This window comes from Rhizobium sp. NLR10b, from assembly GCF_019685435.1.
Taxonomy (GTDB): Bacteria; Pseudomonadota; Alphaproteobacteria; order Rhizobiales; family Rhizobiaceae; genus Rhizobium.
This window is the reverse complement of sequence record NZ_JABDWV010000001.1, coordinates 98,001-114,514: the sequence shown is the minus strand read 5'-3', so window position 1 is coordinate 114,514 and position 16,514 is coordinate 98,001. Positions and strand designations below refer to the sequence as shown.

The window sequence follows — 16,514 nt, the reverse complement described above, 5'->3', positions numbered from 1 at the left end:
TCTTCATGCACAGTTAGACGACCCGTGGGCGATAGGTGTGCTGAGACGTTTCCGCATTCGAGGGAAGTCTCGTGCGCTGGTCCAAACCGCTCAGAGTACATCTCGGGGTCCTGATCGTTGCATCGCTGCTTTGCACGTCGATGCCGATTATCTGGATGGCGTTCAGGCAGGGAAGCAATGCTGCCGTGAGTGCCGGCGCGCAGCAGATGCGCGAGATGAGCCTGCGGCTGATCGAGGGATACCGCAACACGCTGGAAGGAGGCTACGAGGCGGTCGCGCTGGCAGCGACCCTGCCGCAGCTCGCTTCGCCGCCGCCTCAGGATATCGAGGCAAAACAGGAACTCTTTCTCGAAGTTCTGCGAAACGTCCCCGAGGCAACGAGCATCTATACCGGTTATCCCGACGGCTCGTACCTGCAGGTCATCAAAGCTGCAAGGAGGGATGTCCGCCAGACCCTCTCGGCGCCTGACAATGCGGCTTTCGCGATCAGAACGATCGCCGAGCGACAAAGCGCGAGCGTCATATCGACGCTTCGCTTTCTCGACAGCAAGGCGAGACCCATCGGCGAGCGGAAGATCGAAAATGCATCTTTCGATCCGCGGCAACGCCCCTGGTATCAAGCGGTGGTCCAGGATGGAGTTCCGGTCTCGGTCGGACCCTATGTGACCGGAACGCTCCAGGTTCCGACCCTGACGATCGCGGCACCGACGAGGGACGATGGGCGGGTGGTCGTCGGCATCAACGTTCACCTGCAGACCATCGGTCGCCTGTTGGATGCGCAGGGAATTTCGCCGCATGCCCGAGCCTATGTCATCGACGGGAGCGACAATCTCATTGCTCACTCCGACCCTGACATCATGAGCAGGATCATCTCGATCTGGTCGAGGACCTCAGGCTCTTTCGCCATGACGGCGAACGCTTTCGATACCAGTCTGGAAACGGTTGCGAGGCTGCGGCGAGATCCCGCCTTCGCAGGCGGCGGATTGGCGCGGTTCGATCTTGATGGCGAAGGCTATCTCGTGCAGATCGCTCCCGTCAGCATATCCGGTCTGTTCCAGGGAAGCAGCGCTGCGATCGTCGTGCCGTTGGAAGACCTCGTGGCCGATGCCCACCGGCTGCTCGTGCGCAATCTGCTGATTGCCGGCGCCTTAGTGCTCGCGGGTGTCGCGGCATCGGTCATTCTCTCGCGGATGGTCAGCCGCTCTCTCTACCGACTCGCCGACGAGGCGCGCAGGATCGGTGATCTCGATGTCGGTGAGAAAGCCTCGTCGCACTCCTGGATAACCGAAATCAACACATTGGCGAGCGCGCTCTCGGCAAGCCGTCACGCCATCGGCCAGTTTGCCCTCTATGTACCGCGCGAAGTGGTTCGCCGTATCGTCAGCCCTGACGGGCGAACGGTGGTCAAGGCGAAGCGGCAGGACGTGACCGTGCTTTTCACCGATATCAGGGACTTCACGACCATATCGGAGCAGAATTCACCCGAGGACGTGGTCGATACGCTGTCGGCCTATTTCGAGCTGCTGAACACCATCGCCGAGCGTCATGAGGGCACGGTCGTGCAATATCTCGGCGACTCCATTTTCGTCATGTGGAATGCCCCTGTTCAAGATGGCGGGCATGTCGAACACGGCTGTCGCTGCGCGCTTTCGATGAAAGCCGCGATCGACGACCTCAATCGGGAAAACAGAGTTCATGACCGCCCCGAACTCTTCACGCGGTTCGGGCTCCACACAGGTCCCGCCGTCGTCGGCAGTTTCGGAGCAATCTCGCGCCAGCAATACACGGCCATGGGCGATACGATCAACGTCGCCTCACGGCTGGAAGGATTGAACAAGGATTACGGCACCTCGATCCTGGTGAGCGCCGCAGTCCACAATGCCGTCGGCGACCGCTTCCAGTTTCGGCCGTTGGGGCTGGTGCAGGTGAAGGGGCGGGCTGAGAAGGTTGATCTATGGGAACTGGTTGGGGAGCGTGGCTGACGGGCAGCTTTGGCTGGCGTTACCCGCGGAGGCGCAAGGCGGGCGGTCCATTTTTCTGCTGACACGCTCGCGCTTTGTTGGAACGACGACAGATCCTCAACGCCCTTGCCGCGGGCACCGCCGCCAAACACTAGCTGGCAGGCGGCATCACCAGCGACTGATGGCAATGCACGCCGGCGAGAACACCCGAGGCGGAGGCGAGCGTGCCGCTGTGCATGGAGCTCGCCGCATCGCCGGCGGCGAAGACGCCCTTGACGCTGGTCTCCTTGTTTTCGCCGGTGCGGATCACCGGCCCGAAAGCGCCGTCGTCGAAGGCGCAGCCCAGCTGTTCGGCGATCGGGCTCGCCATCGCGGTCTTCGGCGCGACGAAGACGGCGTCGAGCGGCACGATGCGGTCATCGGCGAGACGTACCGCCTGGAGTTTCGGACTGTCGCCGAGCAATTCCACGATCGGGCTGCGTTCGATGCGTACACCGCGGTTCGTCAGCCGCGCCAGCTGCTCTTCATCGGGCTCGAACAGTGCCTGGGCGAAGAAGGTGGTCGCGCCCCAGTCCGGGATCATCATGGCGGAATGGGCCGAATGCGGGTGGTTTGCAAGGACGCCGAGTTCGCCGCCGCTCACCTCGTAGCCGTGGCAATAGGGGCAGTGCAGCACGGAGCGGCCCCAGCGCTCCCCAAGGCCGGGGATGTCGGGCAGCGTATCGCTGACGCCGGTCGCGAGAATGAGGCGGGCAGCGCGTTCTTCACCGCCGCCTTCGATGGTGATGACGAATTCCTCACCCTCCTTCCGGGCGCGGGTAACCTTGCCGTCGCGAAATGTTATGTTCGGATAAAGCGAAAGCTGCCTCTTCCCCTCACCCATGATCGCCGCCGGCGCCTGGCCGTCCTGGCCGAGAAAACCGTGCGAAGCTTGCGAAAACCGGTTTCGCGGCGCGCCGGCATCGACGAGCAGAACCCGCCGCCGCGCCCGGGTGAGCTGCATGGCTGCCGACAGGCCGGCAAAATTGCCGCCGATGACGATGACTTCGTAGGACATGCGCTGACTCCTTCGATATTGGTTCATGAATCATCATAAGTTACATGAAACCTGGCGGTCAAGACTCATGTCACTTGTCTTGTTACAAACTGGCTGCGATAATGGCGCGCTCGCTCGACAGGACAGAACCATGCGCAACGACAGCCGCCTTTCCCGCATGCTGCACGTGCTGATCCACATGGATCGGCATCAGCATGCGGCGACCTCCGAAATGATTGCAAAGATGCTGAACACCAATCCCGTCGTCGTTCGCCGCACGATGGCCGGGCTTCGCCAGCAGGGCTATGTGCGTTCGGAAAAGGGCCATGGCGGCGGCTGGACGCTGGTGCGACCCTTGTCCGAGATCACCCTGCTCGACGTCTACAACGCGCTTGGCGAACCGCACGTCTTTGCCATCGGCCCCGCCGACGATCAGCCCAAATGTCTGGTCGAGCAGGCGGTGAATAACGCGCTGGCCGATGCGATGAAGGAGGCGGAGGCGCTGCTTTTGAGGCGGCTGGGCAGCGTGACGCTGGAGGAAATCGCGGCTGAATTCGAGGCAAAACTGACGGCGCGCTCGGCAGCGGCTTATTCCTGTGCCTCGTGAGCGGAAGCTCCTAGAATTCAGCCGTCACGCCCCCTCACCGTCCAGGAGGTTGTATCGCGATCGGGGTGCTGATTGCTGCTCTCCTTGATCGCCGCCGCCCAGTCGGCGCCGTTATTTTCGGTTGCACCGGTATTTTCTATGTCGGTGATCGTGTCGAACCATGTCACCATGTTCTCGGTGCAGGTATTGGCATGCGGCGAGAAAGGGTGCGGATTGTCGAGCGAACCGATCATCAGGTTGGTGCGACCGTTTTCCAGGTGGTGGAAGAACAATGGGGTGCCGCAATTGGCGCAGAAGCCGCGCTCGACAAGCTCCGAACTCTTCCAGACGCTCGGCTTGCCGCGTGTCCAGCTGAGCGCATCATCGGGAGCGGCGACCAGCGCGGCAAAGATGTTGCCCGAGGCCTTCTGGCACATGCGGCAATGACAGAGATGCGAATTGTCGAACATGGCGGTGGCGTGGTAGCGCACGGCACCGCACTGGCAGCCGCCGCTCACTTCCATCTCGATGCGTTTCATTTTCTCCTCCTTCAACAGGCGGGTGGGGCCGGGGCCTACTCTCCCCCTCACACCCGCCGATACAGAAAGTAACGCCCTTCCTTGATTCCCTCCGGCAGCGGCATCGCCGCAAGCTCCGAATGCTCCAGCGGCAAGCCGCTGACCGCAATGCCGTTCGGGGCGAGCACGCCGGCCATCAGCTGCGGCAGCCAGGTCAGCGTCACCGCGTCGATCTCGTCATGGCCGGTGCCGATATCGGCGTGGGCAAGGGCCGCGCCGATCCCGAGGAAGGCCTGACCGGAATCGCGGATGTTGCCGGTCACCATATCTTGCGGCTCCGGGGTCGAGGCCGAATAGGAACGGACCTCCCAGTCGAAGGCGATGATGCGGCGGTCGGGGAATTTTTCGCGCAGGTGGTCATAGGTGCGGCCGTTGCCGAGGCCGAACTCCAGCACCGGGCCTTCGATGTCCTCGACCAGATCGGTGATTGCGTTCAGAATGTCGCGCTGGGCCGTCAAGCGGCGAATGAAGCTGTCGAGGCGGCTCATCGAAATCCGTATCCGTGATGAAAATCGTGAGCGCGTGCTAACACATGAAACCTTGCCAAGTCGATTGCCGTAAATGGGAATTGGCGTTGCAGCAGCGATATGGGTCTGTGCTAAGGTCGATGCCATGACAATCGTGAATGACGAAGAATTCTTTGCGAACGTGCCGCGCTTCAGCGCCTTCGAGGGCGTGACCGATGCCGGCAATTACCGGCCGCTGCCGGAGGGATGGGTGCTGGCGCTTGCCGATATCGTCGGTTCGACGCAGGCGATCGCCGGCGGCCGCTACAAGGACGTCAACATGGCCGGCGCCAGCGTCATTTCGGCGGTGCTGAATGCGGTCGGCAAGGGCGACTATCCCTTCGTCTTCGGTGGTGACGGCGCCCTGATTGCGCTTCCGGGTTCGCTGGAGAAGGCGGCGCGGGATGCGCTGGCCGCCGTGCAGGTCTGGGTCGAGGAGGATCTCGGCCTGATGTTGCGCATCGCCATCGTACCGGTCGCCGATACCCGCGCAGAGGGCCTCGACGTCCGTGTCGCCCGCTATTCCGCAAGCCCGCATGTCACTTACGCAATGTTCTGGGGCGGCGGCACGAGCTGGGCGGAACGACAGATGAAGCTTGGCCACTATGGCGTCGGCCGCGCCGCCCCCGGAACGCGGCCGGATCTCACCGGCCTTTCCTGCCGATGGAGCCCGATCGAGGCCGAGAATGGCGAGATCGTCTCGATCATCGCCGTGCCCGGCGAAGGCCGGCCGGGCGAAGAGTTCCGCGATCTCGTCAACGGCATCGTCGCCATCACCGCCGAGCAGAGCCGCGGCAGCCATCCGGTGCCGGCCGACGGCCCGAAATTCGCCTTCTCGCTGAAAGGTATCAATCGCGAGGCCAAGGCCACCGCGCCGGCCGGCAAACGTCTGCGGCAGAAGCTGATCATCTTCCTGCAGCTCGCGATCACCGTTCTCTGCTACAAACTCGGCATTCCGCTCGGCCGCTTCGATGCCCGCCGCTACAAGGGCGACGTCGCCGGCAATTCCGATTTCCGCAAGTTCGACGACGGGCTGAAGATGACAGTCGATGTCGACGCCGCGCGCTTGAAACGGATCGAGACGCTGCTGGAAGACGCGCGGGCGAGAGGCATCGCCCGCTACGGCCTGCATCGCCAGTCCTCGGCGCTGATGACCTGCTTTGTGCCGACGCCGATCTCGCGCGACCACATGCATTTCATCGATGGCGCCGCCGGCGGTTATGCGGTGGCCGCCAGCCGGATGACCGGCAAGTCGCTTTCGGCCGTTTCCGTTACGCCTTGACGACGTGATCGGCGGAAAGGCCGAGCCGGTCGAAGACGTTGCGCGTGTCGATGATCAACGCCGCACTTTCGGCGAGCGCCGCATAATCCACCCCGTCATGATCGGTCGCGACCAGCACGACATCATAGCCGGCAACGGCCTGCGCCGTCAGTGCCACCGATTGGCGCCCCTTCAGCGCTTGATGTTCGCGCGTCGGCGGGATCTCGGCGACGAAGGGATCGTGGTAATCGGCGCTGCCGCCGCGCTCCTCGATGATCTCGATCAGCCGCAGCGACGGGCTCTCTCTTATATCGGCGACGTTCTTCTTGTAGGCGAGCCCCAGCACCAGCACGCGGCTGCGGCTCAGCGCCTTGCCGGCGCGGATGTCGAGCGCTTCGGCCAGTTTGCCGACGACATAGCGCGGCATCGCCGAATTGATCTCGCCGGCAAGCTCGATGAAGCGGGTCGGAAGCTCATATTCACGCGATTTCCAGGTGAGGTAGAAGGGATCGATCGGGATGCAATGGCCGCCGAGGCCGGGGCCAGGATAGAAGGGCATGTAGCCGAACGGCTTGGTCTTGGCCGCGTCGATCACTTCCCAGACGTCGATGCCCATCGCCGCATAGACCGTCTTCAGCTCGTTGACTAGGGCGATGTTGACCGAACGGAAGATGTTTTCGGTGAGCTTGACGGCCTCGGCCGTCGCATTCGAGGAAACCGGAACGACGGTCGACACCGCCGCGCCATAGAAGGCCTTCATCAGAGCCAGCGCCTCCGGCCCGTCGCCGGCGACAACCTTCGGGATAGTCGCGGTGTGGTAATGCTGGTTGCCGGGGTCCTCGCGCTCCGGCGAGAAGCCGACGAAGAAATCCGCGCCGGACTTCAAGCCGGTGCCTTCGAGGATGACCTTGACGATATCGTCGGTCGTGCCGGGATAGGTGGTGGATTCCAGCGCGACGAGCTGGCCGGGGCGCAAATGCTCAGCGATCGAGCGCGAGGTCGCCTCGACGAAGGAAAGATCGGGGTCGCGATGCTTGGTGAGCGGCGTCGGCACGCAGATGATGATGACATCACATTCACCAAGGCCGGCGAAATCCGTCGTCGCCTGGAATCGGTTCGCATCGATCTCGGCGGCAAGCGCCTCGTTGCTGACGGCGTCGATATAGGAGCGGCGGGCATCGAGCGCCACCATCTTTGAGGGATCGATGTCGAAGCCGGTGACCGCAAAACCGCTGTGCGCGACGGCGATCGCCAGCGGCAGGCCGACATAACCGAGCCCGATAATGCCGGCACGCGCCGCGCGGCTTTCGATCTTCTGCAGGAGCGTGTCGAAGGTGGAGGTGGCCAAGGCGGGATCTTTCGAATGGGAATTTAGAAAGCTGATCTAATGCATCATGGCGGGGAATTAAACCCGGAGCTTCTTCTCGCCACGGTGCCACCCCTGTTTACGCCGTGCCCTCAGAGCGCACGAGGGCTGGTCTCGCCGATATCCCAGAGCACCACCTCTCCGGGGTGTGGCCGAAATGCCCCGGCGGCGGCCTTTGCCGCAACCTGAGCGCACAAAAGAATCCGGGTCCCATTGTTTCGCATCTGCAGCACCCCTATGTGAGTTTGATATTGAACCATCGAGAAAGGACTTCCCCTCCGATCCGCGTTCCGGGGAACTGAGGGCGCTGCTGCCGGGCTTTCGGCAGATCGTTGACAAATATTACCGCTCGTACATCCTGATTTCCTTGTGACCTGCGCATGAAAATGCGTCGGCCGGGGGACTTTTGGCTCTTGGGGATGGCGTGCCTTATGAGGATCATACCGAGAATGAGCACGATCGAATCCAGCGTGTCCTCCATCCTGTTGGACCGGGTCGCCGAATGGCTGACACATTCCTCGCTGGCAGGTGACGACCTCGAAAACATCGTGCGCGGCTTCTGCGAAAGACTTGCTTCCGCCGGCCTTCCGATCGCCCGCGTGCACCTGACCTTTTCGATGCTGCATCCGCTCTACGATGCCTTGAGCTTCACCTGGCGGCGGGCCAGCGGCGTCACTATCGAGGGCCTCCGCATGCCGGCCGGGCAGAAGCCGGACCGCTTCCTGCAGAGCCCCTATTATTACCTGCTCGACAACAACCTGCAGCATATTCGGCGGCGGTTGATGCAGGAAGGCCCGGCCGAATTCCCGATCTTCGAGGATCTGCGCAAGGACAGGATGACCGATTACCTCGCCTTCGTGCAGCCCTTCGGCGACGATTCGGTGCAGGGCATGATGGGCTCCTGGTCGACTGACCATCATAACGGTTTTACCGACGACATGATCGACGCGCTGCTCCGGATGCAGAACCATCTGGCGGTGGCCGCCAAGATGGCGGTGCTCGGCAAGCTCGCCAACAACATGCTGACCACCTATCTCGGCGGCGACGCCGGCAAACGGGTGCTGAATGGCCAGATTCGCCGCGGCGACGGCGAAACGATCCGGGCGGCGCTGGTCATGGGCGACATGCGCGAATCCACCATGTATGCCGAAAAGGAAGGCCGCCAGGCCTATATCGATACGCTGAACCAGTTCTTCGACGCGATCGCCGCTCCCTTCAACCGCAATGGCGGCGAGATTCTGAGCTTCCTCGGCGACGGCTTTCTCGCCGTCTATCCCTGCGGGCGTCACAAGGACCCATCGAAAATCGCCTGCGAGGCAGCACTTTCGGCCGTCCACCAGGCGCAGGCGCGGGTGGCCGAGCTCAATCGGGAGCGCGAGGAGAAGGGTCTATCCAGGATCGGCTACGGCATCGGCATGCATGTCGGCAACGTCATGTTCGGCAATGTCGGCCTCAAGGACCGGCTGACCTTCTCCGCCTTCGGATCGGCGGTCAACGAGGTGCAGCGTTTGCAGATCCTGACCAAAAAATACGGCCGGGAGGTCGTCGCCAGCCAGGCCTTCGCCGGTTATTGCGGCGGCGAATGGACAACCCTCGGCGAGGAGAAGCTGCGCGGCATCCGCCAGAAGGTGACGGTACTGCAGCCACGCGCCCCGGCCCCGGATATCCATGTCGACGAACATTTCCGCGAGGCCGTGCAGAACGGACTTTCCGAAGCCGAACAGGTCATTCTCCTGCACCGCGACGCCAAGAAACAGGTCAAGCGCACAAGCATGGAGAAGTTCATTCAGTAAAACGCCAGGTTGCGGCCGCCAGAACTGCGCGTTACAGAGATGGTGAACCGCGGCAATTTCCCCTTGCTTGTCATCAGCTAGACACCCCGTTTGCGGTACGATAGTGTTGCCTTAACGGGAACATAGAAGACTGGGGAATTTCATTGGTATGGCGTCCGCTGCCGATCTGTTGCGTATCGAGAATCTCGACGTCTCCTTCTCCGTTTTCGGCGACCGCCTGCGTGTCGTAAAGGAAGCCAATCTCCGCATTCTTCCGGGTAAGGTTACCGCCCTCGTCGGTGAGTCCGGTTCCGGTAAATCGGTGATCAGCCAGTCGGTGATGGGCATCCTGCCCAACCCGGCCAATGCGTCAGGCAGTATCCTCTTCACCGATCCGCTCGACGGCAGCACGACCGATATCCTGTCGCTGCCGCGCGACAGTGAAGAGATGCGTGATCTGCGCGGCAAGCGCATGGCGACGATTTTCCAGGAGCCGATGACCTCGCTGTCGCCGCTGCATACCGTCGGCAACCAGATCAGCGAAGTGCTGTTAATCCATACCGACGTCGACAAGCAGGAAGCACGCCAAAGGACCGAGGAAATGCTCGGCCTCGTCGGCTTCTCCAATCCGCACCGCACCTACGACATGTATCCATTCGAACTGTCGGGCGGCATGCGCCAGCGCGCGATGATCGCCATGGCGCTGATCTGCAAGCCGGCTCTCCTGATCGCCGACGAGCCGACGACGGCGCTCGACGTGACGATCCAGGCGCAGATCCTCGAACTGCTGCGCGACCTGCAGGCCAAGCTCGGCATGGCGATGCTGCTGATCACCCACGATCTCGGCATCGTCGCCAACATGGCCGACGAGGTGGTCGTCATCTATCACGGCGAGATCATGGAAGCGGGACCGGTCGAGGCGATCTTCCGCAATCCGCAGCATCCCTATCTCAAGGCGCTGATGGCGGCCGTTCCGCATTTCGACATGAAACCCGGCGAACGGCTGAAGGCGCTGCGCGACGTGCCGGTCAATCTCGAGACGCTGGTCGGCAAGAAGAAGCCGCTGCAGGCTGAAACGCCGGGCACGCTGCTTTCCGTCGCCAATCTGTCGAAGACCTACAGGACGCGCAGGCGCAGCCTGTTCGGCAAGCACGAAGCCGCCGTCGTGCATGCGGTCGACGACGTCAGCTTCGACATCCGCCGCGGCGAATGTCTCGGCCTGGTGGGCGAATCCGGCTGCGGCAAGACGACACTCAGCAAGATCCTCATGCGCGCCGTCACCCCTGATGGCGGCTCGGTGGTGTTCAACGACGGCAAAGAGGTCATCGACGTGCTGGCCGTCAAGGGCGCCGAGCTGCAGGAGCTGCGCACCAAGATCCAAATGGTGTTCCAGGACCCGGTCTCCTCGCTCTCGCCGCGCATGACGGTGCGCAACATCCTGAGCGAGCCGCTCGAGATCCACGACCGCGGCGACAGCGCCGAGCGCAAGCGCAAGGTCGAGGGACTGATGGGCGCGATCGGCCTCGACAAGCGTTACCTCAGCCGTTACCCGCACAGCTTCTCCGGCGGCCAGCGGCAGCGCATCGGCATTGCCCGCGCCCTGGCGCTCGGGCCGAAGCTCGTCATCCTCGACGAGCCGGTGTCGGCCCTCGACGTCTCGGTGCAGGCGCAGATCCTCAACCTCTTGAAGGATCTGCAGAAGGAGCTGGGCCTGACCTATCTCTTCATCTCGCACAATCTCGCCGTCGTCGATTACATGGCCGACCGTATCGCTGTCATGTGCAAGGGCCGCATCGTCGAGATCGCTCCGCGCGAGATCATTCTGCGCGATCCGGTGCACCCCTATACGAAATCACTGCTCGCCGCCGTCCCCTTCCCCGATCTCGACCGGCCGCTCGATTTCAAGGCGCTTCGGGAAAACGGCGCCGCCGACAAGCAGAACTGGGGCAAGACCTTCACCGCCGAGCATGACGACGCCTCCGAGCTTGCCTATGCCGATCTCGGCGACGGCCATCTGGTGCGCGCCCGCAAGGGCGCTGATATCCGGGAGTTGCGCTGATGGTGACGCGTCGCACCTTTCTCGGCGGCCTCGTCGGTGCTGCGATCGCGCCGGCGGTGCTGCGGGCCGAACAGGTCGGCGAGCCGGAATTCCTGAAGGAGCGGCTGGCATCAGGCAGCCTGCCTGGTATGGCCGAACGCATTCCCGCCCGCCCGCGCATCGTCAACCTGAAGGAGATGGGGCTCGAACCCGGCGCCTATGGCGGCACGGTGCGCACCATCATCGGCAGCCAGCGCGATATCCGCTTCATGACGATCTACGGCTATGCCCGCCTGATCGGCTACGACAAGCACCTGCAGTTCCGGCCCGACATTCTGGCCGATTTCCGTTCCGAGGAAGACACGGTCTTCACCTTCACGCTGCGCGAGGGCCATAAATGGTCGGACGGGGCGCCGTTCACCGCCGATGATTTCCGCTACTGGTGGGAAGACGTCATCCTCAATGACAAGCTGACGCCGGGCGGCGGCGCACTCGAGCTTCGCCCACACGGCAGCCTGCCGCGCTTCGAGATGCTCGATCCGCTGACCGTTCGCTATACTTGGGATAAACCCAACCCGATGTTCCTGCCGAGCTTGGCCGGCCCGCAGCCGCTCGTCATCTTCGGGCCGGCGCATTACCTGAAGCAGTTCCACAAGAAGTTCCAGCCGGACCAGGCGAAGATGGAACAGATGATGCAGACCTTCCGCGTCAAGAAATGGCAGGACCTGCACATCAAGATGGCGCGCTCCTATCGTCCGGAAAATCCCAACCTGCCGACGCTCGATCCCTGGCGCAACACGACGGCGCTGCCGGCCGAGCAGTTCGTCTTCGAGCGCAACCCGTTCTTCCATCGCGTCGACGAAAACGGCAGGCAGCTTCCCTATCTCGATCGTTATATCCTCAACGTCTCTTCCTCGTCGATCATCGCCGCCAAGGCCGGCGCGGGCGAGGCCGACCTGCAGGCAACCGGCATCGACTTCAACGACTACACCTTCCTGAAGGAGGCGGAGAAGCGCTTTCCGGTGAAGGTCAATCTCTGGAAGGTCGCGCGCGGCTCGCGCATCACGCTCTTGCCGAATCTCAACTGCGCCGACGAGGTGTGGCGCGGCCTTTTCCGCGACGTGCGCCTGCGCCGGGCGCTGTCGCTGGCGATCAACCGGCACGAGATCAATATGGTCGCCTTCTATGGATTGGGCACGCCGAGCGCCGATACCGTGCTGCCCGACAGTCCGCTCTTCAAGCAGGAATATGCCGACGCCTTCGTCAAGTTCGATCCCGACGAGGCCAACCGCCTGCTCGACGAGCTCGGCCTGACCCGCCGCGGCGACGACGGCATCCGGCTGCTGCCGGACGGGCGACGCGCCGAGATCACCGTCGAGACCGCCGGCGAAAGCAATCTCGACACCGACGTGCTGGAACTGGTGCACGATCACTGGGCCGATATCGGCCTTGCGCTTTATACCCGCACCTCGCAGCGGGACGTCTTCCGCAACCGCGCCATGAGCGGCACGATCATGATGTCGATCTGGTACGGCCTCGACAATGGCGTGCCGACGGCCGACATGTCGCCGTCCGGTCTTGCGCCGACGCTCGATGATCAGCTGCAATGGCCGCTCTGGGGCATGCATTATCTCTCCGCCGGCCAGGAAGGTGTCGCTCCCGACCTGCCGGAGGCGGCAGAGCTGGTGGACCTGCTCGGCCAATGGGGCTCGACGGCAAAATTCGAGGAGCGCCAGGCGATCTGGCACAGAATGCTGTCGCTCTATACGCAGCAGGTCTTCTCAATCGGCCTCATCAACAGCACGCTGCAGCCGATCCTGCGCGCCGCCAAGCTGCAGAACCTGCCGGAGAAAGCGCTCTACGGCTTCGATCCCACCTCCTATCTCGGCGTCTACATGCCGGATGTTTTCTGGTACAAGGAGGCCTGAGGCGTGCTCAGATACATTCTCTGGCGCATCGCCGCCATGGTGCCGACGCTCTTCGTCATTTCGGCGCTTGTTTTCACCATCATCGAGCTGCCGCCCGGCGACTTCTTCGAGAGCCAGATCGCCGAGCTGCGCGCCTCCGGCGAGGCCGCCAACCTCCAGGAAATCGAGGAGATGCGCCAGCAATACGGCTTCGACAAGCCGGAGATCGTGCGCTATTTCTACTGGGTCGGCGGCATGCTGCACGGCGATTTCGGCTATTCCTTCGAATACCAGCTGCCGGTCTCGGACGTGGTCGGCGAACGGTTGTGGCTGACGATCCTCGTCTCCTTCACGACGATCCTGCTCACCTGGCTGATCGCCTTTCCGATCGGCATCTATTCGGCGACGCATCAGTATAGCTGGGGCGATTACGGGCTGACCTTTCTCGGCCTGCTCGGCATCGCCATTCCGAACTTCATGCTGGCGCTGATCCTGATGTATTTCGCCAATGTCTGGTTCGGGCTGTCGATCGGCCATCTGATGGACCAGCAATATCTCAACGCACCGATGAGCTGGGAAAAGGCGAAGTCGATCCTCGCCCATCTCTGGATCCCCGTCATCATCGTTGGCACGGCCGGCACGGCCGGCATGATCCGGCGGCTGCGCGCCAATCTTCTCGACGAGATGCAGAAGCAATATGTGACGACGGCCCGCGCCAAGGGCCTGCATCCGATGCGGGCGCTGGTCAAATATCCGCTGCGCATGGCGCTCAATTTCTTCATCGCCGATATCGGCTCGATCCTGCCGTCGATCATCTCGGGCGCCGAGATCGTCGCCATCGTGCTGTCGCTGGAGACGACCGGGCCGATGCTGATCAAGGCGCTGCAGAGCCAGGACATGTATCTCGCCGGCTCCTTCCTGATGTTCCTCGCCTTCCTCAACGTCATCGGCGTGCTGATCTCCGATATCGCCCTCGGTTTCCTCGATCCCCGCATCCGTCTGCAAGGCAGGAGCACCAAATAATGTCGCCCCTTCCCGCACCCGGCGCGCCGCTGCCGCACTACGTCTCCACCGCTCCCTTCGATCCGCATGCGACCGAGAGCATGACGGCGGCGCAATCGCGCATCCATCTCGCCTCGCAGAAGCAACTGATGTGGTGGAAGTTCAAGCAGCACAGGCTCGCTTTGATCTCCGGCATCTTTCTCGCCGCCGTCTACCTGATGATCCTTATCGTCGAGTTCCTGGCGCCTTACGGCCTGCACACGCGCAACGTCGACTTCATCCATGCACCACCTCAGCGCGTCCATTTCTTCGACAAGGGCGAGTTCGTCGGTCCCTTCGTCTACGGCCGCAGCATGACGCTCGATCTCGACACGCTGCACCGCGTCTATACCGACAGGCCGAACGACGTGCAGCCGATCCGCTTCTTCTGCCGCGGCGATTCCTATAGATTCTGGGGTCTCGTCGCCTCGAACTACCATCTCATCTGCCCGGCGATCGGTGGCCAGATGTTCCTGCTCGGCACCGACCGGCTCGGCCGCGACGTGCTGTCGCGCATCCTCTACGGCGCGCGTATATCGCTGACGATCGGCCTGATCGGCATTTCGATCAGCTTCGTGCTCGGCATCGTCATCGGCGGCCTTGCCGGATACTGGGGCGGCGTCTTCGACCTCATCGTCCAGCGCCTGATCGAGGTGCTGCAATCGCTGCCAAGCCTGCCGCTGTGGATGGCGCTCGCCGCCATCATGCCGGTGACCTGGAGCCCGATCGTCATATATTTCGGCATCACCGTCATCCTCGGAATCATCGACTGGACCGGGCTGGCGCGGGCCGTGCGCTCCAAGCTCCTGGCATTGCGCGAGGAGGATTACGTCCAGGCCGCGCAGCTGATGGGGGCCAGCACGCCGCGCATCATTGGCCGCCATCTGGTGCCGGGCTTCATGTCACATCTCATCGCTTCGGCGACGATTTCGATCCCCGGCATGATCCTCGGCGAGACCGCGCTCTCCTTCCTCGGCCTCGGCCTTCGACCGCCGATCACCAGCTGGGGCATTCTGCTGACCGAGGCAAAAAGCGTCAGCGTCATCGCCTTCTATCCTTGGCTGCTCTTTCCGATCATTCCTGTTGTTCTTGTCATTTTGGCGTTCAACTTTCTGGGAGACGGCTTGCGCGATGCGGCAGATCCCTACAAATAGCGGCAAGCTCGGCGGCGCCGTCCGGCATCGCGCCCGCCTCTTGGCCTCCGGATGGTGGGGGTGCTAACTATGATGTTCACCCCGGAGGGAACACCCATGGCCAGACGTCTCGAAGATGCTCGCATCCTCATGTACAGCCACGACACGTTCGGCCTCGGCCATCTCAGGCGCTGTCGCGCCATCGCCCATGCGCTGGTCGAAGACTATCGCGGCCTCAACATCCTGATCATTTCAGGGGCGACGATCGCCGGCGCCTTCGATTACCGCGCCCGCGTCGACTTCGTGAAGATCCCGAGCGTGATCAAGCTGCGCAACGGCGAATATACGTCGCTTGCCAGCCACATCGATCTGCACGAAACGCTGAAGATGCGCGAATCGAGCATCCGCCACACGGCCGAGACCTTCCAGCCCGACATTTTCATCGTCGACAAGGAGCCGATGGGATTGAAGGGCGAGGTCGAGGATACGCTCGCTTATCTCAAGGCCCGTGGCACCGTGCTGGTGCTAGGGCTGCGGGAGATCATGGACGCGCCGCATCTGCTCGAGGCCGAGTGGAAGAAGAACAGCGTCATGCAGAAGATCGACCAATATTACGACAGCGTCTGGGTCTACGGCCCCCCGGATTTCTACGATCCGCTTGTTGGTCTCGACGTGCCGGCCAGCCTGCGCCGGAAGATGGATTTTGTCGGCTTCCTGCAGCGCAGCGTCTCCAAAGGCAAGAGCTCGATCAACGCCCGCAAGGACAATTATCTGCTCGTCACCACAGGCGGCGGCGGCGACGGCTCCGATCTCGTCCATGACGTCATGAATGCCTATGAGGCCGATCCGACGCTGACGCAGAAGGCGCTGGTCGTGCTCGGGCCCTATATGCCGGCCGCCGAGCGCGCCAAGCTGGTGCAGAAGGGCGAAGCCATTCCCTATATCGAGGTGATCGAATTCGACAATCACATGGAAGAGCTGATCGCCGGCGCCACCGGCGTCGTCGCCATGGGCGGATATAACACCTATTGCGAGATCCTCTCCTTCGATAAGCCGGCCCTCATCGTGCCCCGCGTCAAGCCGCGCGAGGAGCAGCTGCTGCGCGCGAAGCGGGCCAGCGAACTCGGCCTCGTCGAGATGCTGCTGCCGGAGCAATCGGTTGATCCCGCCATCATGGCCGCGGCGCTGAAGCGCTTGCCCTCTCGCCTGCCGCCGTCGAAAAGCGGCAGCAATATGCATCTCGAAGGGCTGGACCATATCTCGCAGACCGTCGGCCGATGGCTCGACGGCCGGGCCACCCACCTAGCCGTTGTCGGCGCAGAATAGGGC

General features: G+C 62.6%; 13 protein-coding genes. 9 read left to right on the top strand and 4 right to left on the bottom strand.

Translation table 11 applies throughout. The annotated features are described in order from the left end of the window. Nucleotides 1-71: 71 nt before the first annotated feature. Nucleotides 72-1,982, top strand: a complete 1,911-nt coding sequence (locus HJB91_RS00490) for an adenylate/guanylate cyclase domain-containing protein (protein WP_210632514.1) — start codon at nt 72-74, stop codon at nt 1,980-1,982. A 130-nt stretch (nt 1,983-2,112) separates the two neighbouring features. Here the strand turns inward: HJB91_RS00490 and HJB91_RS00485 are convergent, their stop codons facing one another. Further along, complete coding sequence (locus HJB91_RS00485; RefSeq protein WP_210632513.1) at nt 2,113-3,018, bottom strand: NAD(P)/FAD-dependent oxidoreductase; 906 nt, start codon at nt 3,016-3,018, stop codon at nt 2,113-2,115. Nucleotides 3,019-3,148: 130 nt separating this feature from the next. Here HJB91_RS00485 and HJB91_RS00480 point away from each other — a divergent pair, with 130 nt between their 5' ends. Further along, nucleotides 3,149-3,604 (top strand): Rrf2 family transcriptional regulator, encoded by a 456-nt coding sequence (locus HJB91_RS00480; protein ID WP_210632512.1) that lies wholly within the window; start codon nt 3,149-3,151, stop codon nt 3,602-3,604. A 17-nt stretch (nt 3,605-3,621) separates the two neighbouring features. Here the strand turns inward: HJB91_RS00480 and HJB91_RS00475 are convergent, their stop codons facing one another. Beyond that, nucleotides 3,622-4,122 (bottom strand): GFA family protein, encoded by a 501-nt coding sequence (locus HJB91_RS00475; protein ID WP_221153280.1) that lies wholly within the window; start codon nt 4,120-4,122, stop codon nt 3,622-3,624. 47 nt (nt 4,123-4,169) lie between these two features. Further along, nucleotides 4,170-4,649, bottom strand: coding sequence for a class I SAM-dependent methyltransferase (locus tag HJB91_RS00470; RefSeq protein ID WP_221153279.1), 480 nt, complete (start codon nt 4,647-4,649; stop codon nt 4,170-4,172). A gap of 124 nt (nt 4,650-4,773) precedes the next feature. Between HJB91_RS00470 and HJB91_RS00465 the strand changes: the two genes are divergently transcribed. Continuing rightward, nucleotides 4,774-5,949: a DUF3095 domain-containing protein gene (locus HJB91_RS00465; protein ID WP_247241785.1), complete on the top strand. Its 1,176-nt coding sequence runs from the start codon at nt 4,774-4,776 to the stop codon at nt 5,947-5,949. On the opposite strand, the gene HJB91_RS00460 is transcribed toward HJB91_RS00465, so the two are convergent. Next, entirely contained in the window at nt 5,939-7,276 is a 1,338-nt protein-coding gene (locus HJB91_RS00460; RefSeq protein WP_210632508.1) for a nucleotide sugar dehydrogenase, read from the bottom strand. The two genes, HJB91_RS00465 and HJB91_RS00460, sit on opposite strands and share 11 nt — an antisense overlap. Before the next feature lie 467 nt (nt 7,277-7,743). Here HJB91_RS00460 and HJB91_RS00455 point away from each other — a divergent pair, with 467 nt between their 5' ends. The 6 genes from HJB91_RS00455 (at nt 7,744) to HJB91_RS00430 (ending at nt 16,511) form a co-directional block, all read left to right on the top strand. Continuing rightward, nucleotides 7,744-9,087, top strand: a complete 1,344-nt coding sequence (locus HJB91_RS00455; RefSeq protein ID WP_210632507.1) for an adenylate/guanylate cyclase domain-containing protein — start codon at nt 7,744-7,746, stop codon at nt 9,085-9,087. Between the two features lie 148 nt (nt 9,088-9,235). Then, nucleotides 9,236-11,125 (top strand): ABC transporter ATP-binding protein, encoded by a 1,890-nt coding sequence (locus HJB91_RS00450; RefSeq protein ID WP_210632506.1) that lies wholly within the window; start codon nt 9,236-9,238, stop codon nt 11,123-11,125. Then, entirely contained in the window at nt 11,125-13,032 is a 1,908-nt protein-coding gene (locus HJB91_RS00445) for an ABC transporter substrate-binding protein (protein WP_221153278.1), read from the top strand. The genes HJB91_RS00450 and HJB91_RS00445 overlap by 1 nt, the downstream gene beginning before the upstream one ends. Before the next feature lie 3 nt (nt 13,033-13,035). Next, nucleotides 13,036-14,034, top strand: coding sequence for an ABC transporter permease (locus tag HJB91_RS00440; RefSeq protein ID WP_210632504.1), 999 nt, complete (start codon nt 13,036-13,038; stop codon nt 14,032-14,034). Further along, on the top strand, nt 14,034-15,206 hold the full coding sequence (locus tag HJB91_RS00435; protein ID WP_210632503.1) for an ABC transporter permease: 1,173 nt from the start codon (nt 14,034-14,036) through the stop codon (nt 15,204-15,206). Before HJB91_RS00440 ends, HJB91_RS00435 begins: the two co-directional genes overlap by 1 nt. Nucleotides 15,207-15,302: 96 nt before the next feature. Then, the gene (locus HJB91_RS00430; protein WP_210632502.1) at nt 15,303-16,511 is read left to right on the top strand and encodes a glycosyltransferase family protein; all 1,209 of its coding nucleotides are present in this window, start codon (nt 15,303-15,305) and stop codon (nt 16,509-16,511) included. Nucleotides 16,512-16,514: the final 3 nt, after the last annotated feature.